This window comes from Bradyrhizobium sp. WSM4873 (assembly GCF_055811355.1).
Map to the genome: position 1 here is coordinate 1 of NZ_JBVVPS010000036.1, position 22,801 is coordinate 22,801.

The following is a 22,801-nucleotide window of genomic DNA, read 5'->3' on the forward strand; positions in this document are numbered from 1 at the left end:
AAATCGGGGGGGTTTTTTCTGCCCGCCCCCCAAACCCCCCACGGGGTCCCCCTGGTTTCCCCCCCTCCCCTTGGTTGGGGAGATTGGGCACAAAAGCAAAAGGCGCCTGAGCATTCAGGCGCCTTCTGCACCATGACAAGCGCCACTCAGCTGCGGCCATACCCCGCCGCTTCCAGGATCAAATTCGCCACGTCCTTCGGATGCGACACCAACGAGAGGTGTCCGGCATCGAGCTCGATCGTGGTTGCGTTCATGCGCTTGGCGAGGAAGCGTTCGAGATCCGGATTGATCGTGTAGTCGTTCTTCGATACCACGTACCAGCTCGGCTTCGAATGCCATGCCGCCTCGGTGGTGCGACCGGCAAAGATCGAGGCGGCGGTCGGCCATTGCACGGCGTAGAGCTCCTTGGCCTGCTCCGGCTTCACGCCATTGGCGAAATACTTCAGGAAGGCGTCTTCCGAGAGCTTGGTGTAGCCGTCGCGCTCAATGATGCCGGCACGCACGGGGCCGGTCGGGAATTGCTTCGACAGCGCGACAAAATCCTCGCTGGCATCGGGCGCACGTGCGGCGACATAGACGAGACCGGTGACCTTCGGATCGGTGCCGACCTGGCTGATCACGGTGCCGCCCCAGGAATGCGCGACCAGCACGGTCGGCCCCTCCTGTTCGGCCAGCACGCGCTTGGTCGCCTCGACGGAGTCCGCAAGCGACGACAGCGGATTTTGTACGGCAGTGACGTTGAGGCCAGCGGCCTGAAGGATCGGGATCACCTCGGACCAGCTCGAGCCGTCGGCCCATGCGCCGTGCACCAGCACGACGTTCCTGGCCTTCACGGTCTGCGGCGTCTGCGCGTGAGCGAGGCTGAGCGGGGCCGCCAGCAGGCTCGCGGCGACGAAAAAGCTGCGCCAGAAAGTCATGATCGTTCTCCGTCTTGTTTTCGGTTCGATAGCCAAATGACGACGCGCGGGGCGACGGCGTTACGCCAATTCACCGCTCTGTGATGCGGTGCAACACCCCAGCAACGCAGTCCAGCAATCGCTGACGTCCCGGCAAAGGCCGAGACCATCGGCGCAGGGAAGGTATGGCGGATATCCCGTTCGGTATTCCGTCCCCGCACGATTCTAGGTCTCGCGGTAGGATTTCCTGGTTTCGCGGGGACGAGGAGAGCCGAACAAAAACAAAAAAACGCCCCGGGGCACCGGGGCGTTTTCGCAACCTGGAAGTGACGTCCGTGATTTACGCGGCTACGGAGTTCTCGATCACCTGTGCGCCCTGCGCACCGGTGTTGATCGCGATCTGGCGCGGCTTCTTCGCTTCGGGAATCTCGCGGACGAGGTCGACATGAAGCAGCCCGTTTTCGAGCGAGGCGTTCTTCACCTGCACGAAGTCGGCAAGCTGGAAGGCGCGCTCGAAGGCACGCGCGGCGATGCCGCGGTACAGCACTTCGGCCTTCGAGTTCTCGTTGGCGACTTTCTCGCCCTTGATCGTCAGCGTGTTTTCCTTCGCGACGATGGAGAGCTCATCCTTGGCAAAGCCCGAGACCGCAACAGTGATGCGGTAGTCGTTCTCGCCGGTGCGCTCGATGTTGTAGGGGGGATAACCGGGGCTGCCGTCCGAACCGGCCTGGTCGAGCAGGTTGAAGAGGCGGTCGAAGCCCACGGTGGAACGGTAGAAGGGGGTCAGGTCGTAGGTACGCATGGTCAAGTCCTCCATTGAGCGACTGTTTGAGTAACCCGCCCGCCAATCGGGCCGGGCTTTCGTCTGTGTGCAGCCTGATGTTCCGGTTCCGAAACACTGGTAGCGGCCTGCACCAAGGTGATATGGGTTGACGAGAACGGCGTTCAAGAGGGCGGATACTTGGCCTTTTCGGCGCTCCCGCCCCCTGATTTGCAGCACTTCGTGCCCAAGCCCTCCCCATCATGACGCTGGTCTCGATACCATCCAATCCCGTTCCCGAAGACGTCGTCAGCGGCACCATCAAAACCCCTGATGGCGTCGAGCTGCGCTTTGCGCGCTGGGCGCCGCCGGCGAACCGCAAGGGCACCGTCTGCGTCTTCACCGGACGCAGCGAGCAGATCGAAAAGTATTTCGAGACCGTGCGCGATTTGCGCGACCGCGGCTTTGCTGTGGCGATGATCGACTGGCGCGGCCAGGGCCACTCCTCGCGCCGTCTGCGCGATCCGCGCAAGGGCTATGTTCGCGACTTCGCCGATTTCGAGATCGACGTCGAGACCTTCGTGCAGCAGGTGGTGCTGCCGGATTGCCCGCCGCCCTTCTTCGCGCTCGCCCACTCCATGGGCGGCACGGTGATGCTGCGGGTGGCGCATGCGGGCAAGCGCTGGTTCGACCGCATGGTGCTGTCTGCGCCGATGATCGACCTCCCCGGCCGCGCCACCTCGTTTCCGGCGCGGGCTCTGCTGAAGACGATGCGCGTGTTGGGGATGGGCGGCCGTTATGTTCCCGGCGGCAGCGACCAGATCACCGGGCTCAATCCCTTCATCAACAATCCGCTGACCAGCGATCCCGTGCGCTATGCGCGCAATGCCGCGATCCTGGAGGAGGATCCGACCCTCGGGCTGGCGTCACCGACGGTTGCGTGGGCCGATACCGCCTTCCGCGCGATGAACACCTTCAAGGGCAAAAACTACCCGTCCGAGATCCGTCAGCCGATCCTGATGCTGGCGGCCTCCAGCGACACCGTGGTCTCGATCGCGGCGATCGAGGAGTTCGCCTATCATTTGCGCGCCGGGTCCCATCTCGTGATCGCCGGCGCCAAGCACGAGATTCTCCAGGAGCAGGACCGCTACCGCTCCCAATTCTGGGCAGCCTTCGACGCCTTCGTGCCGGGCACGCCGCTGTTCAAGTGAGGATTTGAAGTGAATGGCTGCTGCGCGCGAGGTGCGCTCCCTCGCCTCGCTTAGTTCGCAAGACCCTCATGGTGAGGAGCGCGGAACGCGCGTCTCGAACCATGAAGGCCCGGCTCTCGCCCGCGGCTATCTTTGGAGACGCCCGCTTGTGCGGGCTCCTCAGGATGTGGGCGGCGTGCTTGGGACAGAGCTCGACTACAGCGTTTTCAGATACTCGATCAGATCGTAGCGCTCGTTGTCGTCCTTGAACACGCGACCGATGACGCCGGGACGTTTTTCCTCGCCCGGCTTGCGCTCGAAGGAATGGCCGAGCACGCTGTTGCCCTGGATCGGATCCTTCTCCGAGCCCGCCGAGAATTTGGTTTCACCCGTCTTGCATTTCTCGTCGGCGGTGACCGCAAACCCGACGGTGATGGGATCATAGTCGCGGCGGCCCATGCAGAATTTTTGCGGGCGCTCGCTCGCAGGCTTCAGCAGCCAGTAGAGAGACGGCACCGAACCGTTGTGCAGATAGGGCGCCGTGGCCCAGATGCCGTTCAGCGGCCGTGCCCGATAGCGTGCTCCCCCCACCGGATTGAGGCAGTTCTTGCGCGCCAGATTCCACAATTTCGCCCGCTCGGCGTCCGGAGTCTTCTCGTCGTCCATCCATTTGCGGGCGACGAGATCCACCACCGTCATCAGCCCGAGCGCATATACCATCTCGGTCGGCGAGCTCGCGGTCGAGACGTCGCATTGCCACCATTTCTGGAGGTCGGCCGTATTCACCTTCAGGAAGCCGGGCAAATCGACGATCCTGTTGCTGAGCACGAGCGACTGTTCGGGATCCGTCTTGATCTCGTCGAGAGGGATCGTCACCGCGTTCAGCACCTTGCTGTCGCCGCTCGGCTCCCAATGTCCCGAAGACCAGAAAGCCGGGGTGTCGATCGCCGGCAAATGGCATCCGGAACACATCTCAGCGTAGATCTTGCGGCCATTGTCGATCTTCTTCTGATCGAGCCTCCAATTGTCGCCGAGGATCTGCGAGGGCCATTTCGGCGCCAGCAGGCCGCCGAACTTCGGACCGGTGGAGGGATCTGCCGTCTTGAACGGATCTGGCCCCCTGAGCATGTCCTCGATCCAGCCGAGCGTGTTGATATGAACCGAGGAGCGCCACAGCCTGTCCTCCGGGTAGGCGTCGGACAGGTTGAGCAGCGCGGTCACGCCGAGGGCTTCGCCGGCGTTGCGGATCAGCGGCTGCTCGATCGAGGCGTCGTACTGGGCGAACTTGAACCAAGGCACGGTCCAGATCGGGGGATAGCTGACCGGGGCATCCTGGGCGTGCAGGTTCTTCTCGAATCCCTTGAGCCCGCTCAGCGCGAGATCCTGAGAAAACACCTGATTGCCGATGCGATTGAGAGCGTCGAGGCGACCGAACCCCTCCTCGGTGTCCTGCTGCTGCCTGCCGTTCCAGGTCTTCTTGGCTTCGACCGTCTTTTGCTGGAGCTGCGCCCAGTCGATCAGGAAGTTGCCGATCGCGCTGAGCTTCTGCTTGAGCGCGTTGCGGTCGGTCTTGCTGGCATCGGGGCCGAGCACGCGATCGGCGAAGCGCTGGAAGCGGAACGGCACGTAGAGCGTGTAGGCGATCGACAGGCCGGTGGAGAGCTCGAGCTTCTTCAGGTCGGTCATGGCCGGGCCGCCGTCGAAACGTACGTCCACGCCCTGGTAGTGGATCTGGCCGGTATGGCAGGCCGCGCAGGTCAGCCCGATCTTGTCCTCCTCGCGACGGCCCGTCGCGGGATCGACGACACCGGTCATCCGTGCGAAGCCGACCGGCAGGCCGTCGACGTTCTCCGCCGGCGTCCATCTGGTCGACCAGTCCGGCACCTGCGTCGTCTCGTAGACATTGGCGTAGCCGAAGCGCCGCAGTGACGTCGCGTCGGTCTGGATCGACTGCGGGCTCGGAATGAACCCGAAGCGCTCGAGATAGGCGCTGTCCGTCATCATGCCCGGCCGAGAGAACAGATGCAGGCGCGGCTGCTCCAGGGCCATGAACCATTCATAGGGCACCGGGAAGGTCGCGGTGCCCTGGCTGGCATGGTGAAACCAGTGCCTGTCCTTCAGTGACCAGTTCTGTTCGAGCCAAAAGGCCGCCTTCGTTTCGGGGATCGTGGGCAAGGGCGGCGGCAGGAGATTCACGAGAATTCCCTTTTGCGGCAGCATGGCACGCACCGGGTCGGGGAATTCGGCGACCGCAACGAGCAAGGCGAGACCGAGGACGACGAGCAGGGCCGCAACCTTGAAGGCGCCCCGCACCACGCGCTGGCAGGTCGACACCGGCTGCGAGACGAGCCGCTGGTTGATGCGAGCAGGGAATTGCCGCTCGTTGAACAGAGTGCGCACGTCGGCCACGCTGAGATAGCGGTCCTCACCCGCGCCCTTGCCCACGATCTTCAGGAGGATCGGCCATTCGAACTTCATCAGCAGGGGGTAGTACCAGCGCGCGGCGCTGCCGGCCCGCTTCAGGTTGTCGCGCATGAAGACGCCGATTTCCGAGGCGTTGAGACCGGGCTCAGAGCCGCCGCCGTTCGGATCCTGGTAGTTCCGGCCGAAGCTCGCAAATCGCGCGAGCTCGTCCTCATCGACCTTGCCGTCGACGCCGAGGACGCGCGAGCCGGCACCGCGCTTGTCGAGAGGGCCGCCACGCAACGCGTCGAGCTGCGCGCCCGAAAATATGCTCTTCAGGATGTGACCGAGACCGTTGGCGATGAGCGCGACGCCGCGGACCTGGATGCGGGCCGAGACCTTCTTCAGCCCGGTCTCGCCGCTCGCATTCGCGATCGTTTGCGACAGCGTGCCGAGCGGGACGGTTCCGCCGTCAACAAACCCCTCGCCGACGAGGCCGCGGAGGAATGGACAAGGATTGTTCGGCGAGACCTGGATCGAGGGGTCGAAGGGGGGCTTCGGAGCGGAGTCATGCATGGCCCAAAATCCTGAAAACGGCGAATCGTGAAATACAGACGCGGCGATAGAGCGCGGAAAGTTCTGACAAACCGACAATACATTATACTACTTCAGCGTGTAGCGGAGTGTGGCTGAATTCACTGTCGTGTCAATCAAAGGCGGAGGGGACATTGCCGCGTGGCCGCGGCTGGCCCTCAGGATTCGACGACGCGTTTGACGTCGCTCGAGACCAGGGTCAGTTTGCCGAGCGGCACGCCCGCATTCAAGAGTCCGGTGCGGTAATGGGCGAGGTCCTCGGGCCGCTTCCAGTGGAAATTGCGCAAATGACGGTCGACATTCAGGGTCGGGTAGTTAGCCATGAGCACGCGCGTCGCCTCGACCGCCTCGCCGGCGCGTCCCAATTGCGCCAGCGCCGCGGCGCGGATCGCCAGCGCCTGCAAATGGTTCGGGTTGATGTAGAGCTGTTCCCGGGCCCATGACAGGGTCGCGTCATATTGGCCCAGCAGATAATGGCTGAAGGCGTTCAGCGCGGCCCATTGGTAGCGCGGATCGCTGTTGTCGCGCTGCGCGGCCATCGAGAACAACTCGATCGCCTCGCGGTGCTCGCCGATGGCGAAATGGCAGATGCCGAGCACGCCGCGCGCGCCGTTGTCGTAGGGGTTGAGCGCGACGGCGCGCTTGGCGGCGTCCATCGCGGCCTCGTAATGGCCCTCCAGCGCGTGGGTCCAGGACAGGATCGAGAACGCAAATGACGAACGTGGGTCGAGCCGAACGCTGGTTTCGGCAAGCTTCATCGCCTCGGCCCACATCTCGCGCGTGCCCTTGACCCAGCCGAAGTGGATGCTCTGGATCTGGATCGTGGCGAGATAGGCGTGCGCAATCGACAGCTTGGGCTCGAGCCTGATGGCCTCCCGGAACAGGTCGACGGCGATAGCCAGGTCTTCCTTGGTTTGCCGATAATAGTGCGACAGCCCTTTGAGGAAGCGGTCCCAGGCGGTGACGTCGGTCGAGAGCCGCGCCGGCGCCGAGGCCTCGGCCCGGACGATCTCGGTGGCGATGGCGGCGGACAGGTTGGTGGTGATCTCGTCCTGCATCGCGAAGAGATCGCCGATGTCGCGGTCGTAGCGGCCTGTCCAGAGCTGCTCGCCGGTCTCCGGCGCGATCAGCTCGGCGGTGACGCGGATCTTGGCTCCGGCACGCCGCACCGAACCCTGGATCAGATAGCTGGCGTCGATCTCCCGCGCGATCAGGCGGGTGCTGACGTTGTTACCCTTGAACACGAAGGTCGAGTTGCGGCTCAGCACGCGATAGAAGGATTGCAGCGACAGCGCGTGGATCAAATCCTCGGTCAGGCCGTCGGAGAAATACTCGTCCTGTGCGTCGCTGAGATTGGCGAAAGGCAGCACGCCGACGATCGCGGTGCGATACTGCTGCGAGAGGGCGGATGCCTCCCTCAGCGCGGGCGCAAGCGCCGGTGCACCCTCAGGCGTCCAGGTCCAGACCCCGATCGGATCCTTGATGTTCTTGAAGCGGTGGTTGCCGGCATCAACCAGCGGCACGGTGAGATGCTTGCCGGCCTCCTTGTAGGCCTTGGCCGAGATCGCGAAGCCGCCGGGGCTCGCCACGGATTCGAGGCGGACGGCAATGTTGACATCGTCACCGAAGACCTCGTCCTCGTCGGCGATGACGTCGCCCATGTGGATGCCGAGGCGAAACTGCATGGCGCGATCGGCGGGCAGATGGTGATTGCGCTCCGCCATCAGCGTCTGCATCGCGATCGCGGCCTCGGTGGCGCCGACGATCGAGGGGAATTCCAGCAGGAAGCCGTCGCCGGTGTTTTTGACGACGCGGCCGCCGTGATTGAGGATGATGGGATGGATCGCACTGCGATGGGCCTTGAAGGCGGCATGGGTGCCGGCCTCATCGGTGCCCATCATGCGCGAATAGCCGGCGACATCGGCGCAGACAATGGCAGCCAGACGTCTTTCCATATTCCGGAGCTCCAAGAGACTTGCAAGAGACTTGGAAGAGATCGAGGACCGGCCACGGCGTGGCAGTTGCCTCGAATCCCACGTTCAAAGAACCCGTTCCTTATAGAGCAGATGAGGCTGAGCGAAAGTACGAACCGCATTGCAAATTCGAGGTAAATCCTCGGCAATCCCGGCAGTGGACGGGGACGAGCGAACCCACTAAGCCGGCCTCTTGGGCCATGGTTGGGCGACGGAGGCACGTAACACATGCTGGGCATTCACGAAATCTGGCTCTTCGTCCTGTCAGGCGTGCTGCTCAACATCACGCCGGGGCCTGATACGGTCTATGTGATCGGCCGCAGCATGCAGCTGGGCTGGCGAGGTGGCGCCGCGGCCGCGCTGGGCATCAGTTGCGGCTGCTTTTTCCACGTCGCGGGCGCAGCGATCGGCCTTTCGGCCCTGCTGATGGCCTCGTCGACCGCGTTCTCGATCCTGAAGCTGGTCGGAGCAGCCTATCTCGTCGTGACCGGGCTTCAGATGCTATGGTCGCGCCCGGTGCCGGCCTCGGCCATCGACGAGCCGGTGCAAAGCTCGCTGCGGCGGGTTTTCCTCCAGGGCGTCTTCACCAACGCGCTCAATCCCAAGGTCGCGCTGTTCTTCCTGGCCTTCCTGCCGCAATTCGTCGCAGCCGACTCGGCGCACAAGCCGCTCGCTTTCCTGACGCTCGGCCTGATCTTCATCTGCACGGGAACGCTGTGGTGCCTGGTGCTGGCGGCGTTCGCGGCAAGGGCCGCCCACCGCTTGCGGAGCTCCGAAGGCGCGGTCGCTTGGGTCAACCGTGCCCTCGGCGGCCTCTTCATCTATCTCGGTATCCGCGTCGCCATGCTGGAGACGCGGTAACGCCCTTTACGCGAATTCCTTCAGCAGGGCGCTGCCGGCGAGATAGAGGCCGAGCAGGATCATCGCGATCAGGAACCAGCGGCGAAACGCTTCCGCCGGCATCCGCGCCCGCACCGTTTGCCCGATGTACATGCCGGCAAACGCGCAGGCCATGCCGACGGCGCCCGGCACCGCATTGGCCGGCGTCAGCAATCCGTCCGCGGTGAGATTGAAGGCGAGCGCCAGTGTCGCTGTCGTGAAAAACACGCCGAGCGCCTGCACCAGCTCGTCCTTTTCCATGCCGATCGCCTGCATGAATGGCATCGAGGGGATCACCTGCACGCCGGTCGAGGCCGAGATCACGCCGGTGACCACACCGACCACGCCGCCGACCCATTTCTCGTTCTTTGGCGCAACGTGGAACTGGAATTTGTTCAGCCCGATGATCGCGTAGACGACCAGGAGCACGCCGAGCACGATCGTGCCGTAGCGCGCATGTGGGCCGGTGAGCGCGCCGGCATTGAGCCAGCACCCGATCACGGTGCCGATCATCAGCGGCCACAGCCGCCTCAGGATGTCACGCAGATGGGGGCCGACGAAAGTCTGCCAGATGTTGGTGACGATGGCGGGCACGATCACGATGGCGATCGCGCGGCTCGGCGCCATGCTCACCGCGAGCAGGCCCATGGACACCGTCGGCAGCCCGAGCCCGACCACGCCCTTGACGAATCCGGCGATGAGGAAGACGGCGGCGATGAGAATGAGGAGCGGGTCGATCATATCTGCACATTGACCGATGCGGCGCGCCGGCACAATCTGTAGGTTGCGGAGAGAGCCTTCGTCTAGAGCGAAGGCTGAAGGGGCCCGGGATGCGCTTCGACCTCGTCGACCTCCAGCTGTTCATCGCGGTCGCCGACCAACGCAGCATCACCCGCGGCGCGGAGCGGTCGCATCTGGCGCTAGCCTCAGCCAGCGCACGCATCAAGGGGCTGGAGGATGCGCTCGGCGTCGCCCTGCTCAAGCGCGGGCGCCGCGGCGTTGAGTTGACCTCGGCCGGCGAGAGCCTGCTCGATCACGCCCGTCTCGTCATTCACCAGATCGACGCCATGCGCGGCGATCTCGCCGGCTTTGCCAGCGGCGTGCGCGCGAGCGTGCATTTCCTCGCCAATACCTCCGGCCTCTCGGAGCATCTGCCGAAGGCGCTCGCCGGCTTCCTGCGCGAGCATCGCGACGTCGCCATCGACATCGAGGAGCGCGAGAGCACCGACATCGCGGCCGCGATCACTGCGGGCGCGGCCGATCTCGGCTTCGCAGCCGAGCATGCGCTGCCCGATCACATCGAGCGATTCGCCTTCAGCGAGGATCGCCTGACGCTGGTGACGTCCAGGCGCGGTCCGTTCGCAGGCCGCCGCGCGATCGATTTCCAGGAGGCGGGCGCTTGCGACTTCGTCGGGCTCACCAGCGCCACCGCGCTTCAGGTGCATATTTCGAAGCACGCCGCCCGGCTCGGCATGCGGCCGCATTACCGTGCGCGCCTGCGCGACTTTGATGCGATCTGCCAGATGGTCGCCGCCGATGTCGGCGTTGCCCTGGTGCCCGAAGCCGCGGCCCGCCGCTGCGCAAAACTGATGCCGCTCGCCATGGTCCGCCTGCGCGATAGCTGGGCCAACCGCAAACTCGTGATCTGCGCGCGAAGCTTCAAGACGCTGCCGCGCCCGGCGAAGATGCTGGTGGAGCATCTGCGGGCGGCGGCAGTGTGAGCTGTGCGCTACTTCGCCGTCTCCACCCCGGCGTCCTTGATCACCTTCGCCCATTTCTTGGTCTCGTCCGCGATGAATGTGCGAAAATGCTCTGGCTCATCGCCGACCAGCGTTGCGCCTTGGGCGGCGAGCTTTTCCTTCACCGCGGGATCCGCCATCGCCTTCGTGGCGAGGGCATGCAGCGCGGTGACGATCTCCTTCGGCGTGCCCTTCGGCGCAACCATGCCGTACCAGTTCTCGATGCGCAGATCGGCAAAGCCGGCTTCCGCCGTGGTCGGCACGTCAGGCGCCGTCGGCGAACGCTCGGCGGAGCCGACCGCGATCGGCCGCAGGGCGCCCGCCTTGATCTGCGGCAGCAGCACGGGGAGATCCAGAAACGTCAACTGCACCTGCTGGCCCAGCAGATCGTTCACGGCGGGAGCGGCGCCGCGATAGGGCACATGCACGATGTCGATCTTTGCGGTGAGCTTGAACAATTCACCGGCGAGATGCGGCAGGCTGCCGGGGCCGGAGGAGGCGAAGTTGAGTTTTCCCGGCTGCGCCTTGGCGAGCGCGATCAATTCCGCGATGTCCTTTGCGGGGACGTTGGTGGCGACAACGAGCATTTCCGGCACGGTCGCAACCAGCGTCACCGGCGTGAGGTCGTTGAGCGTATCGTAGGCGACCCTCTCCATGCTCGGGCTGATCGCCAGCGCGCCGGCGCTGGAGATCGCGATGGTGTAGCCGTCAGCTGCAGCCTTGGAGACGGCATCGGTGCCGAGCACGCCGCCCTGGCCGCCGCGATTGTCGATCAGCACGGGCTGTCCTGATAGCTCCGACATGCGCTGGCCGATCACCCGCGCGATGATGTCGTTGGGGCCGCCGGCCGGGAACGGCACGATCAGCTTGATCGGCTTGGCCGGGAAACTCTGGGCGCAGGCCAGCGTCGGAAACAGAAGCAAGGCCGCGAGAAGGAGCTTGCGACAGTTCGTCATGCAGGCTCCTGTATCGCCTATCCGTTGAGCAGTTTCAGTGCTTCTTCGTGAACCCTGGCGTCGCCGGCTGCGACGATGCGGCCGCCGCCCTGCGCCGGCTTGCCTTCCCAGGTGGTGACGACGCCGCCGGCGCCGGTCACGATCGGGATCAGCGCTGCGATGTCGTAAGGCTTCAGCTCGGTCTCGACCACGAGATCGACGTGACCTGCCGCCAGCATGCAATAGGAGTAGCAGTCGCCGCCATAGCGCGACAGCCGCGCGCCCTTCTCGATGCGGCCGAAGATGGCGCGGTCGCGCTCGTTCATCAGCAGCGGGCTGGTGGTGTAGGTCGTCGCCTCCGACAGCGAAGCACAGCGCCGGACCTGGAGCCGGCGCTCGCCGGAGGGGCCTTTATAATGTGCCGAGCCGCTGTCGCCGGAAAAGCGTTCGCCGATGAAGGGCTGGTGCATCATGCCGTAGACCGGCGTGCCCTTGTGCAGGAGCGCGATCAGCGTGCCCCAGATCGGAAAGCCGCCGATGAAGGATTTGGTGCCGTCGATGGGGTCGAGCACCCAGACATAGTCCGAATCCTCGCGCTCGTTGCCGAACTCCTCCCCGACGATGCCGTGCTGGGGAAAGTTGGCCTTGATCAGACGCCGCATTACCGCCTCCGCGGCGCGGTCGGCCTCGGTCACGGGGTCGAAATCCTTGGTCTTGCTCTTGTCCTCGATCGACAGCGAGGTGCGGAAGAACGGCAGGATGGTTTCGCCGGAGGCGGTGGCGAGCCGTCCGATGAAGGCGGAGAAATCGATCACCGTCACGGCGTATCCTCAAAAAGCGAAAGTCGGGTGAAGCTCACTCCTGCCTAGCTCAAATCGGAAGAATCGTGCAGCGCTGTCTTGCTCTTGCACCCTGGTATTTTGGATGCGGGAAGCGTTCGCCTCGTCGAAGACATCCGCTGGGCAAATATCGATCATTGAGTTGAAACCTTAGTTCCGGGCTTGCCTTGTTCGTATGCAAATGACTATCAACCCATTGAATTTCCTTATCAAAGGAACTGAATCTGGGTTTCTCTGGAAGCAACCGAGCTATGTCCTCATTGCATGGGAAATCGCTCGAAAGCCCTTGCACTTTGTGCGTCGCGGCCGCATATTGTTGCGGTGCGGTAGCGCTTCTCGCGTTACTGCTGCCCTCCTTGGGCGTTTCCTCCCTAGACTTGGGCCGCTTCTTCATTAGAAGCGGCCCTTTTTTCTTTCAGCCTCTCATTTCTTTCAGCGTCGGCTTTCATTTCAATGCGCGCCGCGAAACGCGCTCGCGCTGATCGCCCAACCCGATCGTCCGAAGAAAAACGTCGCGACTATTCCGCCGCGGCCTGGAACGGGCCGAGATCGCCGAACGGGACCGTGGTCGCCAGCACGTCGGCGAGCACGCCGAAGTCCGACGCCACTTGCGCAAAGCGCGGAGTGCGCTCGCGCCGCCGCTCGTCCATGTAGATCGCGCGGTTGAGCTCGAGCTGCACGGCGTGCAGGCCACTGGCCGGGTTGCCGTAATGCTCGGTGATGAAGCCGCCGGCATAAGGCTTGTTCCGGCCGATCGAATAGCCGAGTCCGGCCATGGTCTCCTCGACCCGGTCGGGCAATAGCGGCGTGCAGCTCGTGCCGTAGCGGTCGCCGATCACGATGTCGGGCCGGCGCGGCTCATCGCGGGAGACGCCGACCGAGGGCATCGAATGGCAGTCGACCAGGACCACGGTGCCGAACATCTGGTGCACCTTGTTGATCAGCCGGCGCAGCGCGCGATGATAGGGCTTGTATAGCGTCTCGATCCGTCCCAGCGCGTCGTCGACCATGATGCGCTCGCGATAGATCTCCTGGCCGTCGCCGACCACGCGCGGAATGGTGCCGAGCCCGCCGGCGACCCGCATCGAGCGGGTGTTGGCAAAGCTCGGCAGGCGCCCGGTGAACATCCGGGGATCGAGCTCATAGGGCTCACGATTGACGTCGACATAGGAGCGCGGAAAATTGACCCGCACGGTCGGAAAGCCGCGCTCGCTGAGATGGCCGATCAGCTCGTCCATGAAGGAATCTTCGGAACGCCGCAGCGTCGGCAGGTCGATCCTGGAGGCGCTGAGGAATTCGTCCGGATAGGTCGAGCCCGAATGGGGCGAGTTGAAGATAACCGGCGCGCGCCATTGCGCGGGCTCAACGATCTCGAACGCTGGCGACTTGTCGCCGTCAAACCGGGTCATCTTCTCAGGCTTCATCCCTTGGTGTCAGGCTCCGTCCCTTGGCAATCAGGCTTTGCCTCTCGGTATCAGGCTTCGCCCTTAGCGCCGCACGATCCAACAAGCCCCGGCACCGGTCTCAACGCATTGATTCGGCCGATCAGGCGGCTCTTATGTGTCGTCATTGTCCGGAATCGCAACCATCCTGCCAAGCGAAAAGATGAGATCTGCGCTGGAACATGTCTTAACCCTGCGGGCAGCGAGATGGGGACCAGCAGGTACGGCTCGATTGCTTCGAACTGCTTTCAGGTTCACAAGGGGGCCGGCAAGCACAGCCGGCTCAGGGTAAATATTTTCACCCCATATTTACCCTCCGTCGGGCTTAGTGACCTCTGCTGATATCCTCTGGGGATTCGACATTTCCGCCATGCCAAAGATCCTGCTCGCCGAAGACGACAACGACATGCGCCGTTTCCTGGTCAAGGCGCTGGAAAACGCCGGTTTTCAGGTCTCGTCCCACGATAACGGCATGGCCGCCTACCAGCGGCTGCGGGAAGAGCCGTTCGAGATGCTGCTCACCGACATCGTGATGCCGGAGATGGACGGCATCGAGCTCGCCCGCCGGGCCTCGGAACTCGACCCCGACATCAAGATCATGTTCATCACCGGCTTCGCCGCGGTTGCCCTGAACTCGGATTCGGACGCCCCCAAGAACGCCAAGGTGCTGTCCAAGCCCGTGCATTTGCGCGAATTGGTCAGTGAAGTGAACAAGATGCTGGCGGCCTAAATCGGCCCCCTTCCGTCCTTGCACCGGCTCCCCTGAGCCGTTATAGGGACCCGACCCGATCTAGACGACATCTAGGGCGCGTAGCTCAGCGGGAGAGCACTACCTTGACATGGTAGGGGTCACAGGTTCGATCCCTGTCGCGCCCACCATCCTTCGCTCGCGAAGCGAGAGAAGGATGTCGCGCCGAAACCCAACGGGCGCAGGCGGACTTTTTGCCGCGAGCTTCGGCTCGGCAAGCCGCAATCTTCGCTCGCGAAGCGAGTGAAGGATGCCACGCCGAAGCCCAAAGAGCGCAGGCGGGCTGCCGCCGCGAGCTACGGCTGGGCAAGCCACCAATGTCATTGCGGCGAAGCGTGTCCGGCGTAGCTCGAAGAGCGTAGACGGACGTTTCGTCGGGACCTCGGTCCCGCACGCCACAACCTCCTATAGCAACATCGATGTGCTACCGTCGTCTCAGACGCGGGGCCGCCCATGAGCATTTCCGTCATCGAGCAAGCAACGATGCAGGCACAGGTGCTCGTGCCCCTCGTCAAGGCGCTCCAGGCCGAGCTCGGCGAGGCGCGTGCCAACGCGCTGGTGCGCAACACCCTCGGCGATCTCTATCGCCATTTCGGCGAGGAATTCTGGAAAGCCAAGAACGAGAGCGATCTCGGCAAGGCGGTGTCGTCGGCGTTCAAAACCTACGCTCGCGACGACGCGCTCGCCTATGACATCATCGAACAGTCGCAGGATTCATTCGCCTTCGACGTCACGCGCTGCGCCTATGCCGAGTTCTACAAGGCGCTTGGCGAGCCCGAACTCGGCTTTCTCCTGATCTGCACCGCCGACTTCGCGGCCGCGGAAGGTTTCGGCTCCGACGTCAAGCTCACGCGGACGCAGACGATCATGCAGGGAGCCGGCCATTGCGACTTCCGCTACCGGCGGGATGGAGAGGGATCACAGTGAGGAACACCAGATGATGCGGGTGAGCTGTCTTGCCGTGGCTGCGCTGGCGCTGATTGCGTCGCGGGCCGACGCAGCCATCATCGACTGGCAGGCTGAGCTCCAGCGCTGCCGCGCGCTGCGCGAAAGCGTGGCGCCACTGCTGCAGGCCGGCCAAGGAATATCCGCAGTCGGCCGCTCCAATACGGCCGTGCGCCGTTGCATCTGGATCCAGCGCCGGGCGGTGCGCAAGAAAATCCCCGGCGCGGAAACCTGGTAGCTACGCAGATCGGCATCTGCCCATCTCTGAACAGACGTGTCCGAAAAGACGTGTCTGCAAAAGACTTGCCTGAAATAGACTTGGACCCGCGCGCGATCGTCTCCATAATCGACGCGGAAAGTGCATTGCTGCGGCAATCAACCCGCCAACAAAAATGCGGCACACTGCAAGGGAACTGGAGACGCCGATGTTCAAAACCCCGAGTCCGAAATTCGTGATGGCGCTCGCCGTCGTCACAGGCCTCGCGATGGCGCAAGCACACGCGGATTCGTCGCTGCCGGTGGGCCCGAAAGTCGGCGATCAGGACCTGTCCGGCTTTTATCGCTGGTCCCAAGCCCTCCCCGAAAGTCCCGGCGTGGTGCTGCGCAAGGAGCCGATGCTGGCGCAGCCGGAGATCACGAGCGCCGCTGTCGCCGAACGCATCCTCTACACGTCGACGGATCTGCGCTGGCATGCCGGTATCGTGCCGGTGAGCGGTACGGTCTACCTGCCCAAGGGCGAGCAGCCGGCCGGAGGCTGGCCGCTGGTTGCCTGGGCGCATGGCACGCTCGGCGTGTCGGATTCCTGTGCGCCGTCCTGGACCGGGCACAAGCCGCGCGATGCCACCTACATCCAGCGCTGGCTCGAGAACGGGTTTGCGGTGGTGGCGACCGATTATCAGGGGCTCGGCGGAGCGGGACCGCATCCTTATCTGATCTGGGAGGCGGAAGGGCGCTCCGTGCTCGATGGCGTGCGTGCCACGCTTGCCGAATATCGCGACAAGCTCGCTTCAAAGGTTTTCGTCACAGGACAATCGCAAGGCTCGGGCGCGGCCATGGGCGCGACCGTGATCGCGGAAAGCTATGCGCCCGACGTGCCGCTGATCGCCACCGTGGCCACGGGCCTGGTGTCCACGTTCCCCGATGGTCCCTACAAGCCGCCGCAGACGACCGCGATCGCCTCGCCGATCTATACGTCGCTGATGCTGCTCGGCGGCTCGTTGCCGGATGGCGCGCCGTCGGCCGACGATCTCGTCTCCGACAAGGGCAAGTCGGTCCTGAAGGCGGCGCGTGAAAGCTGCACGCCTGAGATGCGCGAGGTCGCGCGCAAGGACGGCATTGCCGCCGAGAACGTCTATGTCGAGCCCATCGCCAATGTGATGGCGCGGCTGACGCCGATCACGGACATGAAGGCCGTGCGCCTGAAGGTGCCAGTGCTGCTCGGGACCGGTCTTGCCGATTCCACGCTGGTCCCCACGCGGCAATATGCCGAAGTTGCGGCGCTGTGCGCGGCCGGCAACGACGTGGTCTGGAAGACCTATCCCGGCGCGACACACAATGGTGGCCTCCACGCGGCCTTCCCGGATGCGCTCGCGTTCTTCCGCGGCATGCTCGCCGGACAAAAGCCGCAGGGCAATTGCGCGGGAATTGCCGAGCCCGGTGCTCCGGGCGAACCGGAGAAAGGCCTCGCTTTCAACGATTAACTCACCAGATACTTCGTCACCGCCGCCTCGTTCCACGCGATCCCGTTGCCGGGCTCCTCGCCCGGCAGCGCAAAGCCGTCCTTGATCTGCAAACGGGTCGCCAGCACCGCGTCGGCCCAGTCGACATATTCCAGCCAATGCGCGGTCGGCGTCACGCACAAAAGATGCGCGCTGATTTCCGAGAACAGATGAGTTGACATCTCGATCCCGGCGGCGTGCGCCAGCGCGGCGGCGCGGACCCAGCCGGTGACGCCGCCGATGCGCTGCACGTCGGGCATCACGTAGTCGCAGGCTTCCGCTGAGAGCGCGGTCTGCATCGCGAAGGCGCTGTCGAAATTCTCGCCGATCTGGACCGGCGTGCGCAGCGCGTCCGCGATACGGGCGTTGCCCTCATAATCGTCGTGACGAATCGGCTCCTCGATCCAGGTCAGGCCCTCATCGTCGAGCATCTCGCCGCGGCGGATGGCCTCGGTGACCGTCAGCGCCTGGTTGTAGTCGCACATCAAGGTCACGTCGTCGCCGACGGCCTTGCGCACCGCCCGCACCACTTTCAGGTCTTCCCGCGCATCGGGACGGCCGACGCGGATCTTCGCGGCCTGAAAGCCCTCGGCCAGCAACTTGTGGGCTTCCTCCACCGCGGCACCCGCCGGCATGATGCCGAGCCCCTTCGAATTGTAGGCCCTGACCGGTTTCGGTGTGCCGCCGAGCAGGCGCGCGAGGGGCAGGCCGCGTGCGCGCGCCAGCGCGTCCCATGCCGCCATATCGATGCCGGATTGCGCCAGCCGCTGCAGGCCAGCGAGCCCCAGTAGCGTGAAGCGCTGGGTCAGCTTGCGCTCGATCTCGAACGGCAGCAGCTCGTCGCCCGCAAGCAGCTCTGACATTTCCGCGACCATCGCCGCCAGCGGCTTCAAGGCCGATGGGGTGATCGAGAACAGATAGGCGTGGCCGGTTGCGCCCAGGTCGGTCTCGCAGTCGATCAGCACCAGCGGCGCCTTTGCGACCGCCCCAGTCGAGGTCTGTAGCGGCAGTTTCATCGGCACGATCACGGAGCGCGCATTGAAGCGCTTGATGCGGATGGTCTCGGTCATTTGCTGGATCTCCCGGCGGAGTGAGTACAGATTAACGCCGATCTTTAAACATTCGCGATGAAACGAAAAGCGGCTTGGCGCGACCACCATGAAATGGGGTTGCGCGGGAGCGCGTTTATTGGCTCTGTGCCGCAAATCCTCGGGTCCGAGACAAGAACGCTCACAACGGAGCCAAAGAGTGAAACAAGAGGTCGCCGAAGAGCAGCGCAAAAGCGGTATCCTGACTGGTGCCGCGATCGCCTTCCTGCTGCTCGCCCTGCCGCTGGCCGTGTGGCTGGATCTCACGGAGCTGAGCAAGACGGCGCTGCGTCGGCAGGCCGTCGATCTCAATTCGGTCATTACCAGCGTCCGCAGCTATTACGCGTCCAACGTGGTTGGCCGCATCCTCGCCAATCCAAATGGCTCGACGAAAGTCGTTCACAACTACGAATCCGTCCCCGGCGCGATCCCGATCCCGGCCACGCTGTCGCTGGAGCTTGGCCGAGTAATCGGGGCGCAGCAGGAAAACATCACCTACCGTTTCGTCTCGGACTTCCCGTTCCAGAACCGCGCCCCGCATCAGCTCGACAAGTTCGAGAAGGACGCGCTGGAAGCCCTGCGCGCCGACCCCGAGCAGAAGATCGTTGAGACGGAGACCTCGCTGTTCAACGACAAGGTCCGGCTGATCGCGCCTGTCACGATGGGCCCGGCCTGCGTCAGCTGCCACAACAGCCACCCCGAGAGCCCGAAGAAGGACTGGAAGGTCGGTGACGTCAGAGGCATCCAGGAGGTGATCATCGCCCAGCCGATCGCCGCCAACATTTTCTCGTTCAAGTTCCTGTTGGCCTATTTCCTGATCGCCGCCGGCAGCGGCTTGTCGTTCCTCTCGCTGCAGCGCCGCCAGGCGAGCCGCATCAAAGGCATGAACAAGGAGCTCGAATCCGCCAACGACTTCCTGGCTTCGCTGTCGATGAAGATCTCGCGCTACATCCCGCCGCAGGTCTACAAGAGCATCTTCTCCGGCCAGAAGGACGTGACCATCCACACCGAGCGCAAGAAGCTCACCATCTTCTTCTCGGACATCCAGAACTTCACCGCGACGGCGGAGCGGCTCCAGCCGGAGTTGCTGACCCAACTCCTCAACGAATATTTCACCGAGATGTCGGCGGTCGCCCACGAATTTGGCGGCACCATCGACAAGTTCATCGGCGATGCCATGCTGATCTTCTTCGGTGACCCCGAGACCAAGGGCGACCGCGCGGACGCGCAGGCCTGCCTCCAGATGGCCTGGCGCATGCAGCATCGCCTCACCGAGCTCAATGCGAAATGGCGCGCCTCCGGCATCGAGCTGCCGTTCAAGGCCCGCATGGGCATCAATTCGGGCTATTGCAATGTCGGCAATTTCGGCAGCAGCGATCGCATGGACTACACCATCATCGGTGCGGAGGCGAACCTCGCCGCGCGCCTGCAATCGATCGCCGAGCCCGGCGGCATCGTGCTGAGCTACGAGAGCTTCGCGCTGGTCAGCGACATCGTCCGCGCTCACGCGCTGCCCGCGATCACGATGAAAGGCATCAGCCGCGAAGTGATTCCGTACTCCGTGGATGCGCTGAACGACGCTTCAGTGGAGACAAACGGTATCATCAGCGAGCGCGCACCGGGGCTGGAGCTCTATCTTGATCCGGCGGTGGTCAAATCCGGCGACGCGGCGCGGGTGCGCTCGCTGCTGGAGAACGCGCTGGCCTCGCTGAAGCCGGCGTGAGGAAGCGAACTTACATAGCGGCTTTTCTGATCGGGAGAGTTCTCGTGTGGCACCCCTCTCCCTAACCCTCCCCCACAAGGGGGGAGGGAACGCACTTTTGATGTGGCGACGTTGTCCAACTATCGCGGCCGTCGATCATGGTGCAACGTCGCTCCGTATTCCGCTCGGCTCCCTCCCCCTTTGTGGGGGAGGGCGGGGGAGAGGGGTAGCCCAGCAAAAGGGCGTCGTGAGTCACCTTACCGCGCGGCACCTTCCGTAAACGCCGTCTCGATCACGTCGCCGAACGGTTGCCACGAGCGCCCGTCGAACTGGACCAGCCGCATCTGCCTGATCGGCAGGTAGCTGGTTGGCGAGGTGTTCATCCTGATGTTGGGCAGCGCGACCGAAGGCTGATAATTCCTCAGCGAAGCTGCCTGACGCATGATGTTCTCGCGCGAGAGGTCGTTGCCGCACTGCTTCAGCACTTGCGTCAGCGCCTCTGCCGCGGCGTAGCCAAAGAGTGCAGCGCTGCTGTTGGTGCTTTCGTCGTGATGGTACTTGTCCATGAAAGTGAACCAGTCCTTCATGGCGGGATCGTCCTTCCATGCGGGATCGCTCGGGTCCTTCAGAAAGGCCGCCGAGATCACGCCGGAGGAATTCTCCAGGCCTGCGGGCGCCATCGCGTTGGCGATCGAGGCGGAGGCGTCATTGACGATGAAGACCGGGCGCCATTTCAGTGACGCCGCCAGCTTGATCACCTTGGACGCCGTCGACGGCACGCCGAGAAAGACGAAAATATCGGCGCCGGCGCGCTTGAGGATCGAGACGTGTCCGTCGAGATGCTCATCGGCAATGTCGAAAGCGATGTCGACGAGGACGAGACGGTTCAGATCGCCAAGACCTTCCTCCATGCCCTTGAGAAGCGCACGCCCGAACTGGTCGTTCTGCCAGAGCACGACGATCTTCTTCCTGGGATAATAGGCCTGGAGATAGTTGGCATAGATGCGCCCCTCCGACCGGAACGACGGCTGCCAACCCATGGTCCAGGGAAACGCCTTGGCCTGGCTCAGCTCCTCGTCGCCGGAGGCGACGAACAGTTGCGGAATTTTCTTCGCGTTCAGATACCAGCGCGCGGCGAGATTGCCCGGCGTGCCGAACGAGCCGAACATCAAATGCACGTCGTCCGTCTCGACCAGCTTGCGGGTCAGCTCCAGCGCGGTCGTCGGGTCGGAATTGTCGTCGCGGGTGATGAAGCGGATCTTGCGGCCGTTGATACCGCCGCGCGCATTGACCATGTCGAAATAGGCGGCTTCCGCCTGGCCGATGGCGCCGAACTCCGAGAGCGGTCCCGAATACGGCATGACATTGCCGATACGAATTTCGTTGTCGGCGGTGGGTTGATCGGCGCGTTGCTCGGACATCGCGCCGAGCGACGCGAACGCGATCATCGAAACGAACAGCATCCTGCCGGTGACGCCCATGCTCAACACCTTGTCGTTGGCCCCCAACGAGGTCGGCTCACTCCGCAGCAAGAGGAGTTGATCTACGTCAAGCGTTTGTCAAAGCTGTGGCTGGATGGCGCGCTTCGACGCGGCGCCTATTGAGTCCGACGGAAAGCGGCAGGCGTGCTGACGCGCCGACGATCGAGAGAGTCCCCGTGTGGCACCCCTCTCCCTAACCCTCCCCCACAAGGGGGGAGGGAACGCAGTTGTGCGTATCGCTGCTTCAGGTGATCACAATTGGCTTTGGCTCTGTGAGCTCATCGAGCTGGTGAGCCCTATTTTCACCCGGGGCACACTGCGCTCCCTCCCCCCTTGTGGGGGAGGGCGGGGGAGAGGGGTAGCCCAGCAAAAGGAGTGTGCCGTTAGCGTACGGCTGGCAGGCAAACCCCTACGGCAGCCCGCGCGCCTCGAGCTGATGCACCAGCAGCAGCGTCGGTTCGGCGAGGCTGTCGCCGGAGCCGTCGAGGCCGAAGGCGCTCGCGATGCCGTCGCGGCTGCGCAGCAGCGCGCTACGCGGACAATGGCCGGCGCCGCAGAGCGTCTTCTTCAGGGTTTCGCCCTGCGCCGTGATGCCGGCGGAATCATCCGCGGCCCAGGCCAGCACGATCGGGACGTCGACATTGAGGATGCCGGGAAAGACCGATCGCTTGTTGTACTGGCTGGCGTCGCTGCCGAGATAGGCCTTCTCGCTATCGCTCGCGTCCTTGCCGGCGCGGTAGACCCCGGACACCAGCACGACCGCCGCGACATCGGCGCGGTCGGTCTGGAGTTCGGGATGGGCCAGCAGGGTGGCGACATGGAAGGCACCGGCGCCGTAGCCGACCGCGACGATTTCGCGGGCATCGCCGTTGAACAGGTCGATATTGCCGTGGACCCAGGACAGCGCCGCCGCTACGTCGGTCGCACCCGCCGGCCACGTCGCCGAGGGCGCCAGCCGGTAGTTGACGCGCACGCCGATCATGTCGTTGCGGGCAGCAAAGCACATGGCCTGGTCCTGGATCTGCCGCGACAGCTCCGGCGCGGCGCGGTCGCCGGTGAAGGTGTCGCCGGTCACGAATAGCAGCACCGGCCGCGGCGTATCCGCCTTGGTCGTGGCGGTGGCGACATCGAGCACATTGGCTTCGCTCTCGCCGTAGCGCAGGCCGCGCGAGAAGGTGACCTGCTCGCACAGCCGCGCGGTGCCGCCCGCGGTGGTGTCGTTGTCGGTGAGGCCGACCCGGACAACGTCGGATGGCGCGGCCGGCCACATCGGTAGGGGGCCGTGCGCGGAGGCTGCCGTCACGCCCAGGATCAGAAAAAATGCGAGGAAATTCTTCATGTCGGTGTTGGCCCTGCGTGCCCGATATGGGCTCGCGCGTTTGGCCCGTCTTTTCAATTCGCCTTATTAGTTAGCTGGTCATGAGGCGATTTCACGGCACCCATGGTTCTCCCGGCTCGTCTCCGCGCGT

The 22,801-nt window shown here is 64.0% G+C and carries 19 protein-coding genes and 1 tRNA gene; 9 read left to right on the forward strand and 11 right to left on the reverse strand.

The genetic code is table 11. The features are described from left to right. Window positions 1-146: 146 nt before the first annotated feature. Both AC0L21_RS31945 and AC0L21_RS31950 read right to left on the reverse strand, forming a co-directional pair. The gene (locus AC0L21_RS31945; RefSeq protein ID WP_473265666.1) at window positions 147-917 is read right to left on the reverse strand and encodes an alpha/beta fold hydrolase; all 771 of its coding nucleotides are present in this window, start codon (window positions 915-917) and stop codon (window positions 147-149) included. Between the two features lie 319 nt (window positions 918-1,236). Beyond that, on the reverse strand, window positions 1,237-1,698 hold the full coding sequence (locus AC0L21_RS31950; RefSeq protein ID WP_007597127.1) for an Hsp20 family protein: 462 nt from the start codon (window positions 1,696-1,698) through the stop codon (window positions 1,237-1,239). A gap of 221 nt (window positions 1,699-1,919) precedes the next feature. Between AC0L21_RS31950 and AC0L21_RS31955 the strand changes: the two genes are divergently transcribed. After that, window positions 1,920-2,867, forward strand: coding sequence for an alpha/beta fold hydrolase (locus tag AC0L21_RS31955; RefSeq protein ID WP_018453339.1), 948 nt, complete (start codon window positions 1,920-1,922; stop codon window positions 2,865-2,867). Window positions 2,868-3,062: 195 nt separating this feature from the next. Here the strand turns inward: AC0L21_RS31955 and AC0L21_RS31960 are convergent, their stop codons facing one another. Next, entirely contained in the window at window positions 3,063-5,825 is a 2,763-nt protein-coding gene (locus AC0L21_RS31960) for a di-heme-cytochrome C peroxidase (protein ID WP_473265667.1), read from the reverse strand. A 176-nt stretch (window positions 5,826-6,001) separates the two neighbouring features. Continuing rightward, the gene (locus AC0L21_RS31965; protein ID WP_473265668.1) at window positions 6,002-7,798 is read right to left on the reverse strand and encodes an adenylate/guanylate cyclase domain-containing protein; all 1,797 of its coding nucleotides are present in this window, start codon (window positions 7,796-7,798) and stop codon (window positions 6,002-6,004) included. Window positions 7,799-8,044: 246 nt separating this feature from the next. On the opposite strand from AC0L21_RS31965, the gene AC0L21_RS31970 reads away from it, so the two are divergent. Then, a complete protein-coding gene (locus AC0L21_RS31970) occupies window positions 8,045-8,677 on the forward strand; it encodes a LysE family translocator (protein WP_473265669.1) in 633 nt (210 codons plus the stop codon). 6 nt (window positions 8,678-8,683) lie between these two features. On the opposite strand, the gene AC0L21_RS31975 is transcribed toward AC0L21_RS31970, so the two are convergent. Then, complete coding sequence (locus AC0L21_RS31975; RefSeq protein WP_473265670.1) at window positions 8,684-9,436, reverse strand: sulfite exporter TauE/SafE family protein; 753 nt, start codon at window positions 9,434-9,436, stop codon at window positions 8,684-8,686. Between the two features lie 89 nt (window positions 9,437-9,525). On the opposite strand from AC0L21_RS31975, the gene AC0L21_RS31980 reads away from it, so the two are divergent. Next, entirely contained in the window at window positions 9,526-10,416 is an 891-nt protein-coding gene (locus AC0L21_RS31980; protein WP_368507023.1) for a LysR substrate-binding domain-containing protein, read from the forward strand. Between the two features lie 8 nt (window positions 10,417-10,424). On the opposite strand, the gene AC0L21_RS31985 is transcribed toward AC0L21_RS31980, so the two are convergent. The 3 genes from AC0L21_RS31985 to AC0L21_RS31995 all read right to left on the reverse strand — a co-directional run bounded on the left by AC0L21_RS31985 (window position 10,425) and on the right by AC0L21_RS31995 (window position 13,617). Continuing rightward, window positions 10,425-11,390 (reverse strand): Bug family tripartite tricarboxylate transporter substrate binding protein, encoded by a 966-nt coding sequence (locus tag AC0L21_RS31985; RefSeq protein ID WP_473265671.1) that lies wholly within the window; start codon window positions 11,388-11,390, stop codon window positions 10,425-10,427. A gap of 17 nt (window positions 11,391-11,407) precedes the next feature. Beyond that, complete coding sequence (hisN, locus tag AC0L21_RS31990; protein ID WP_473265672.1) at window positions 11,408-12,190, reverse strand: histidinol-phosphatase; 783 nt, start codon at window positions 12,188-12,190, stop codon at window positions 11,408-11,410. Between the two features lie 536 nt (window positions 12,191-12,726). Next, window positions 12,727-13,617, reverse strand: a complete 891-nt coding sequence (locus AC0L21_RS31995; RefSeq protein WP_473265673.1) for an N-formylglutamate amidohydrolase — start codon at window positions 13,615-13,617, stop codon at window positions 12,727-12,729. A 403-nt stretch (window positions 13,618-14,020) separates the two neighbouring features. On the opposite strand from AC0L21_RS31995, the gene cpdR reads away from it, so the two are divergent. The 5 genes from cpdR (at window position 14,021) to AC0L21_RS32020 (ending at window position 17,043) form a co-directional block, all read left to right on the forward strand. Beyond that, window positions 14,021-14,380, forward strand: coding sequence for a cell cycle two-component system response regulator CpdR (gene cpdR, locus AC0L21_RS32000; RefSeq protein WP_007597092.1), 360 nt, complete (start codon window positions 14,021-14,023; stop codon window positions 14,378-14,380). 74 nt (window positions 14,381-14,454) lie between these two features. Then, window positions 14,455-14,529, forward strand: a tRNA-Val gene (locus AC0L21_RS32005). Between the two features lie 322 nt (window positions 14,530-14,851). Next, a complete protein-coding gene (locus AC0L21_RS32010) occupies window positions 14,852-15,325 on the forward strand; it encodes an L-2-amino-thiazoline-4-carboxylic acid hydrolase (protein ID WP_473265674.1) in 474 nt (157 codons plus the stop codon). Between the two features lie 10 nt (window positions 15,326-15,335). Continuing rightward, window positions 15,336-15,581 carry a hypothetical protein gene (locus AC0L21_RS32015; protein WP_473265675.1) on the forward strand — a complete coding sequence of 82 codons (246 nt, stop codon included), beginning with the start codon at window positions 15,336-15,338 and terminating at the stop codon, window positions 15,579-15,581. A 187-nt stretch (window positions 15,582-15,768) separates the two neighbouring features. Beyond that, complete coding sequence (locus tag AC0L21_RS32020) at window positions 15,769-17,043, forward strand: lipase family protein (RefSeq protein ID WP_473265676.1); 1,275 nt, start codon at window positions 15,769-15,771, stop codon at window positions 17,041-17,043. Here the strand turns inward: AC0L21_RS32020 and AC0L21_RS32025 are convergent. Then, on the reverse strand, window positions 17,040-18,131 hold the full coding sequence (locus AC0L21_RS32025; protein ID WP_473265677.1) for an enolase C-terminal domain-like protein: 1,092 nt from the start codon (window positions 18,129-18,131) through the stop codon (window positions 17,040-17,042). The genes AC0L21_RS32020 and AC0L21_RS32025 overlap by 4 nt on opposite strands. 178 nt (window positions 18,132-18,309) lie before the next feature. On the opposite strand from AC0L21_RS32025, the gene AC0L21_RS32030 reads away from it, so the two are divergent. Continuing rightward, a complete protein-coding gene (locus AC0L21_RS32030; RefSeq protein ID WP_473265678.1) occupies window positions 18,310-19,872 on the forward strand; it encodes an adenylate/guanylate cyclase domain-containing protein in 1,563 nt (520 codons plus the stop codon). 236 nt (window positions 19,873-20,108) lie between these two features. On the opposite strand, the gene AC0L21_RS32035 is transcribed toward AC0L21_RS32030, so the two are convergent. Beyond that, window positions 20,109-21,332, reverse strand: a complete 1,224-nt coding sequence (locus AC0L21_RS32035) for an ABC transporter substrate-binding protein (protein WP_473265710.1) — start codon at window positions 21,330-21,332, stop codon at window positions 20,109-20,111. A 409-nt stretch (window positions 21,333-21,741) separates the two neighbouring features. Beyond that, window positions 21,742-22,671 (reverse strand): alpha/beta hydrolase, encoded by a 930-nt coding sequence (locus AC0L21_RS32040; protein WP_473265679.1) that lies wholly within the window; start codon window positions 22,669-22,671, stop codon window positions 21,742-21,744. Between the last annotated feature and the right edge of the window lie 130 nt (window positions 22,672-22,801).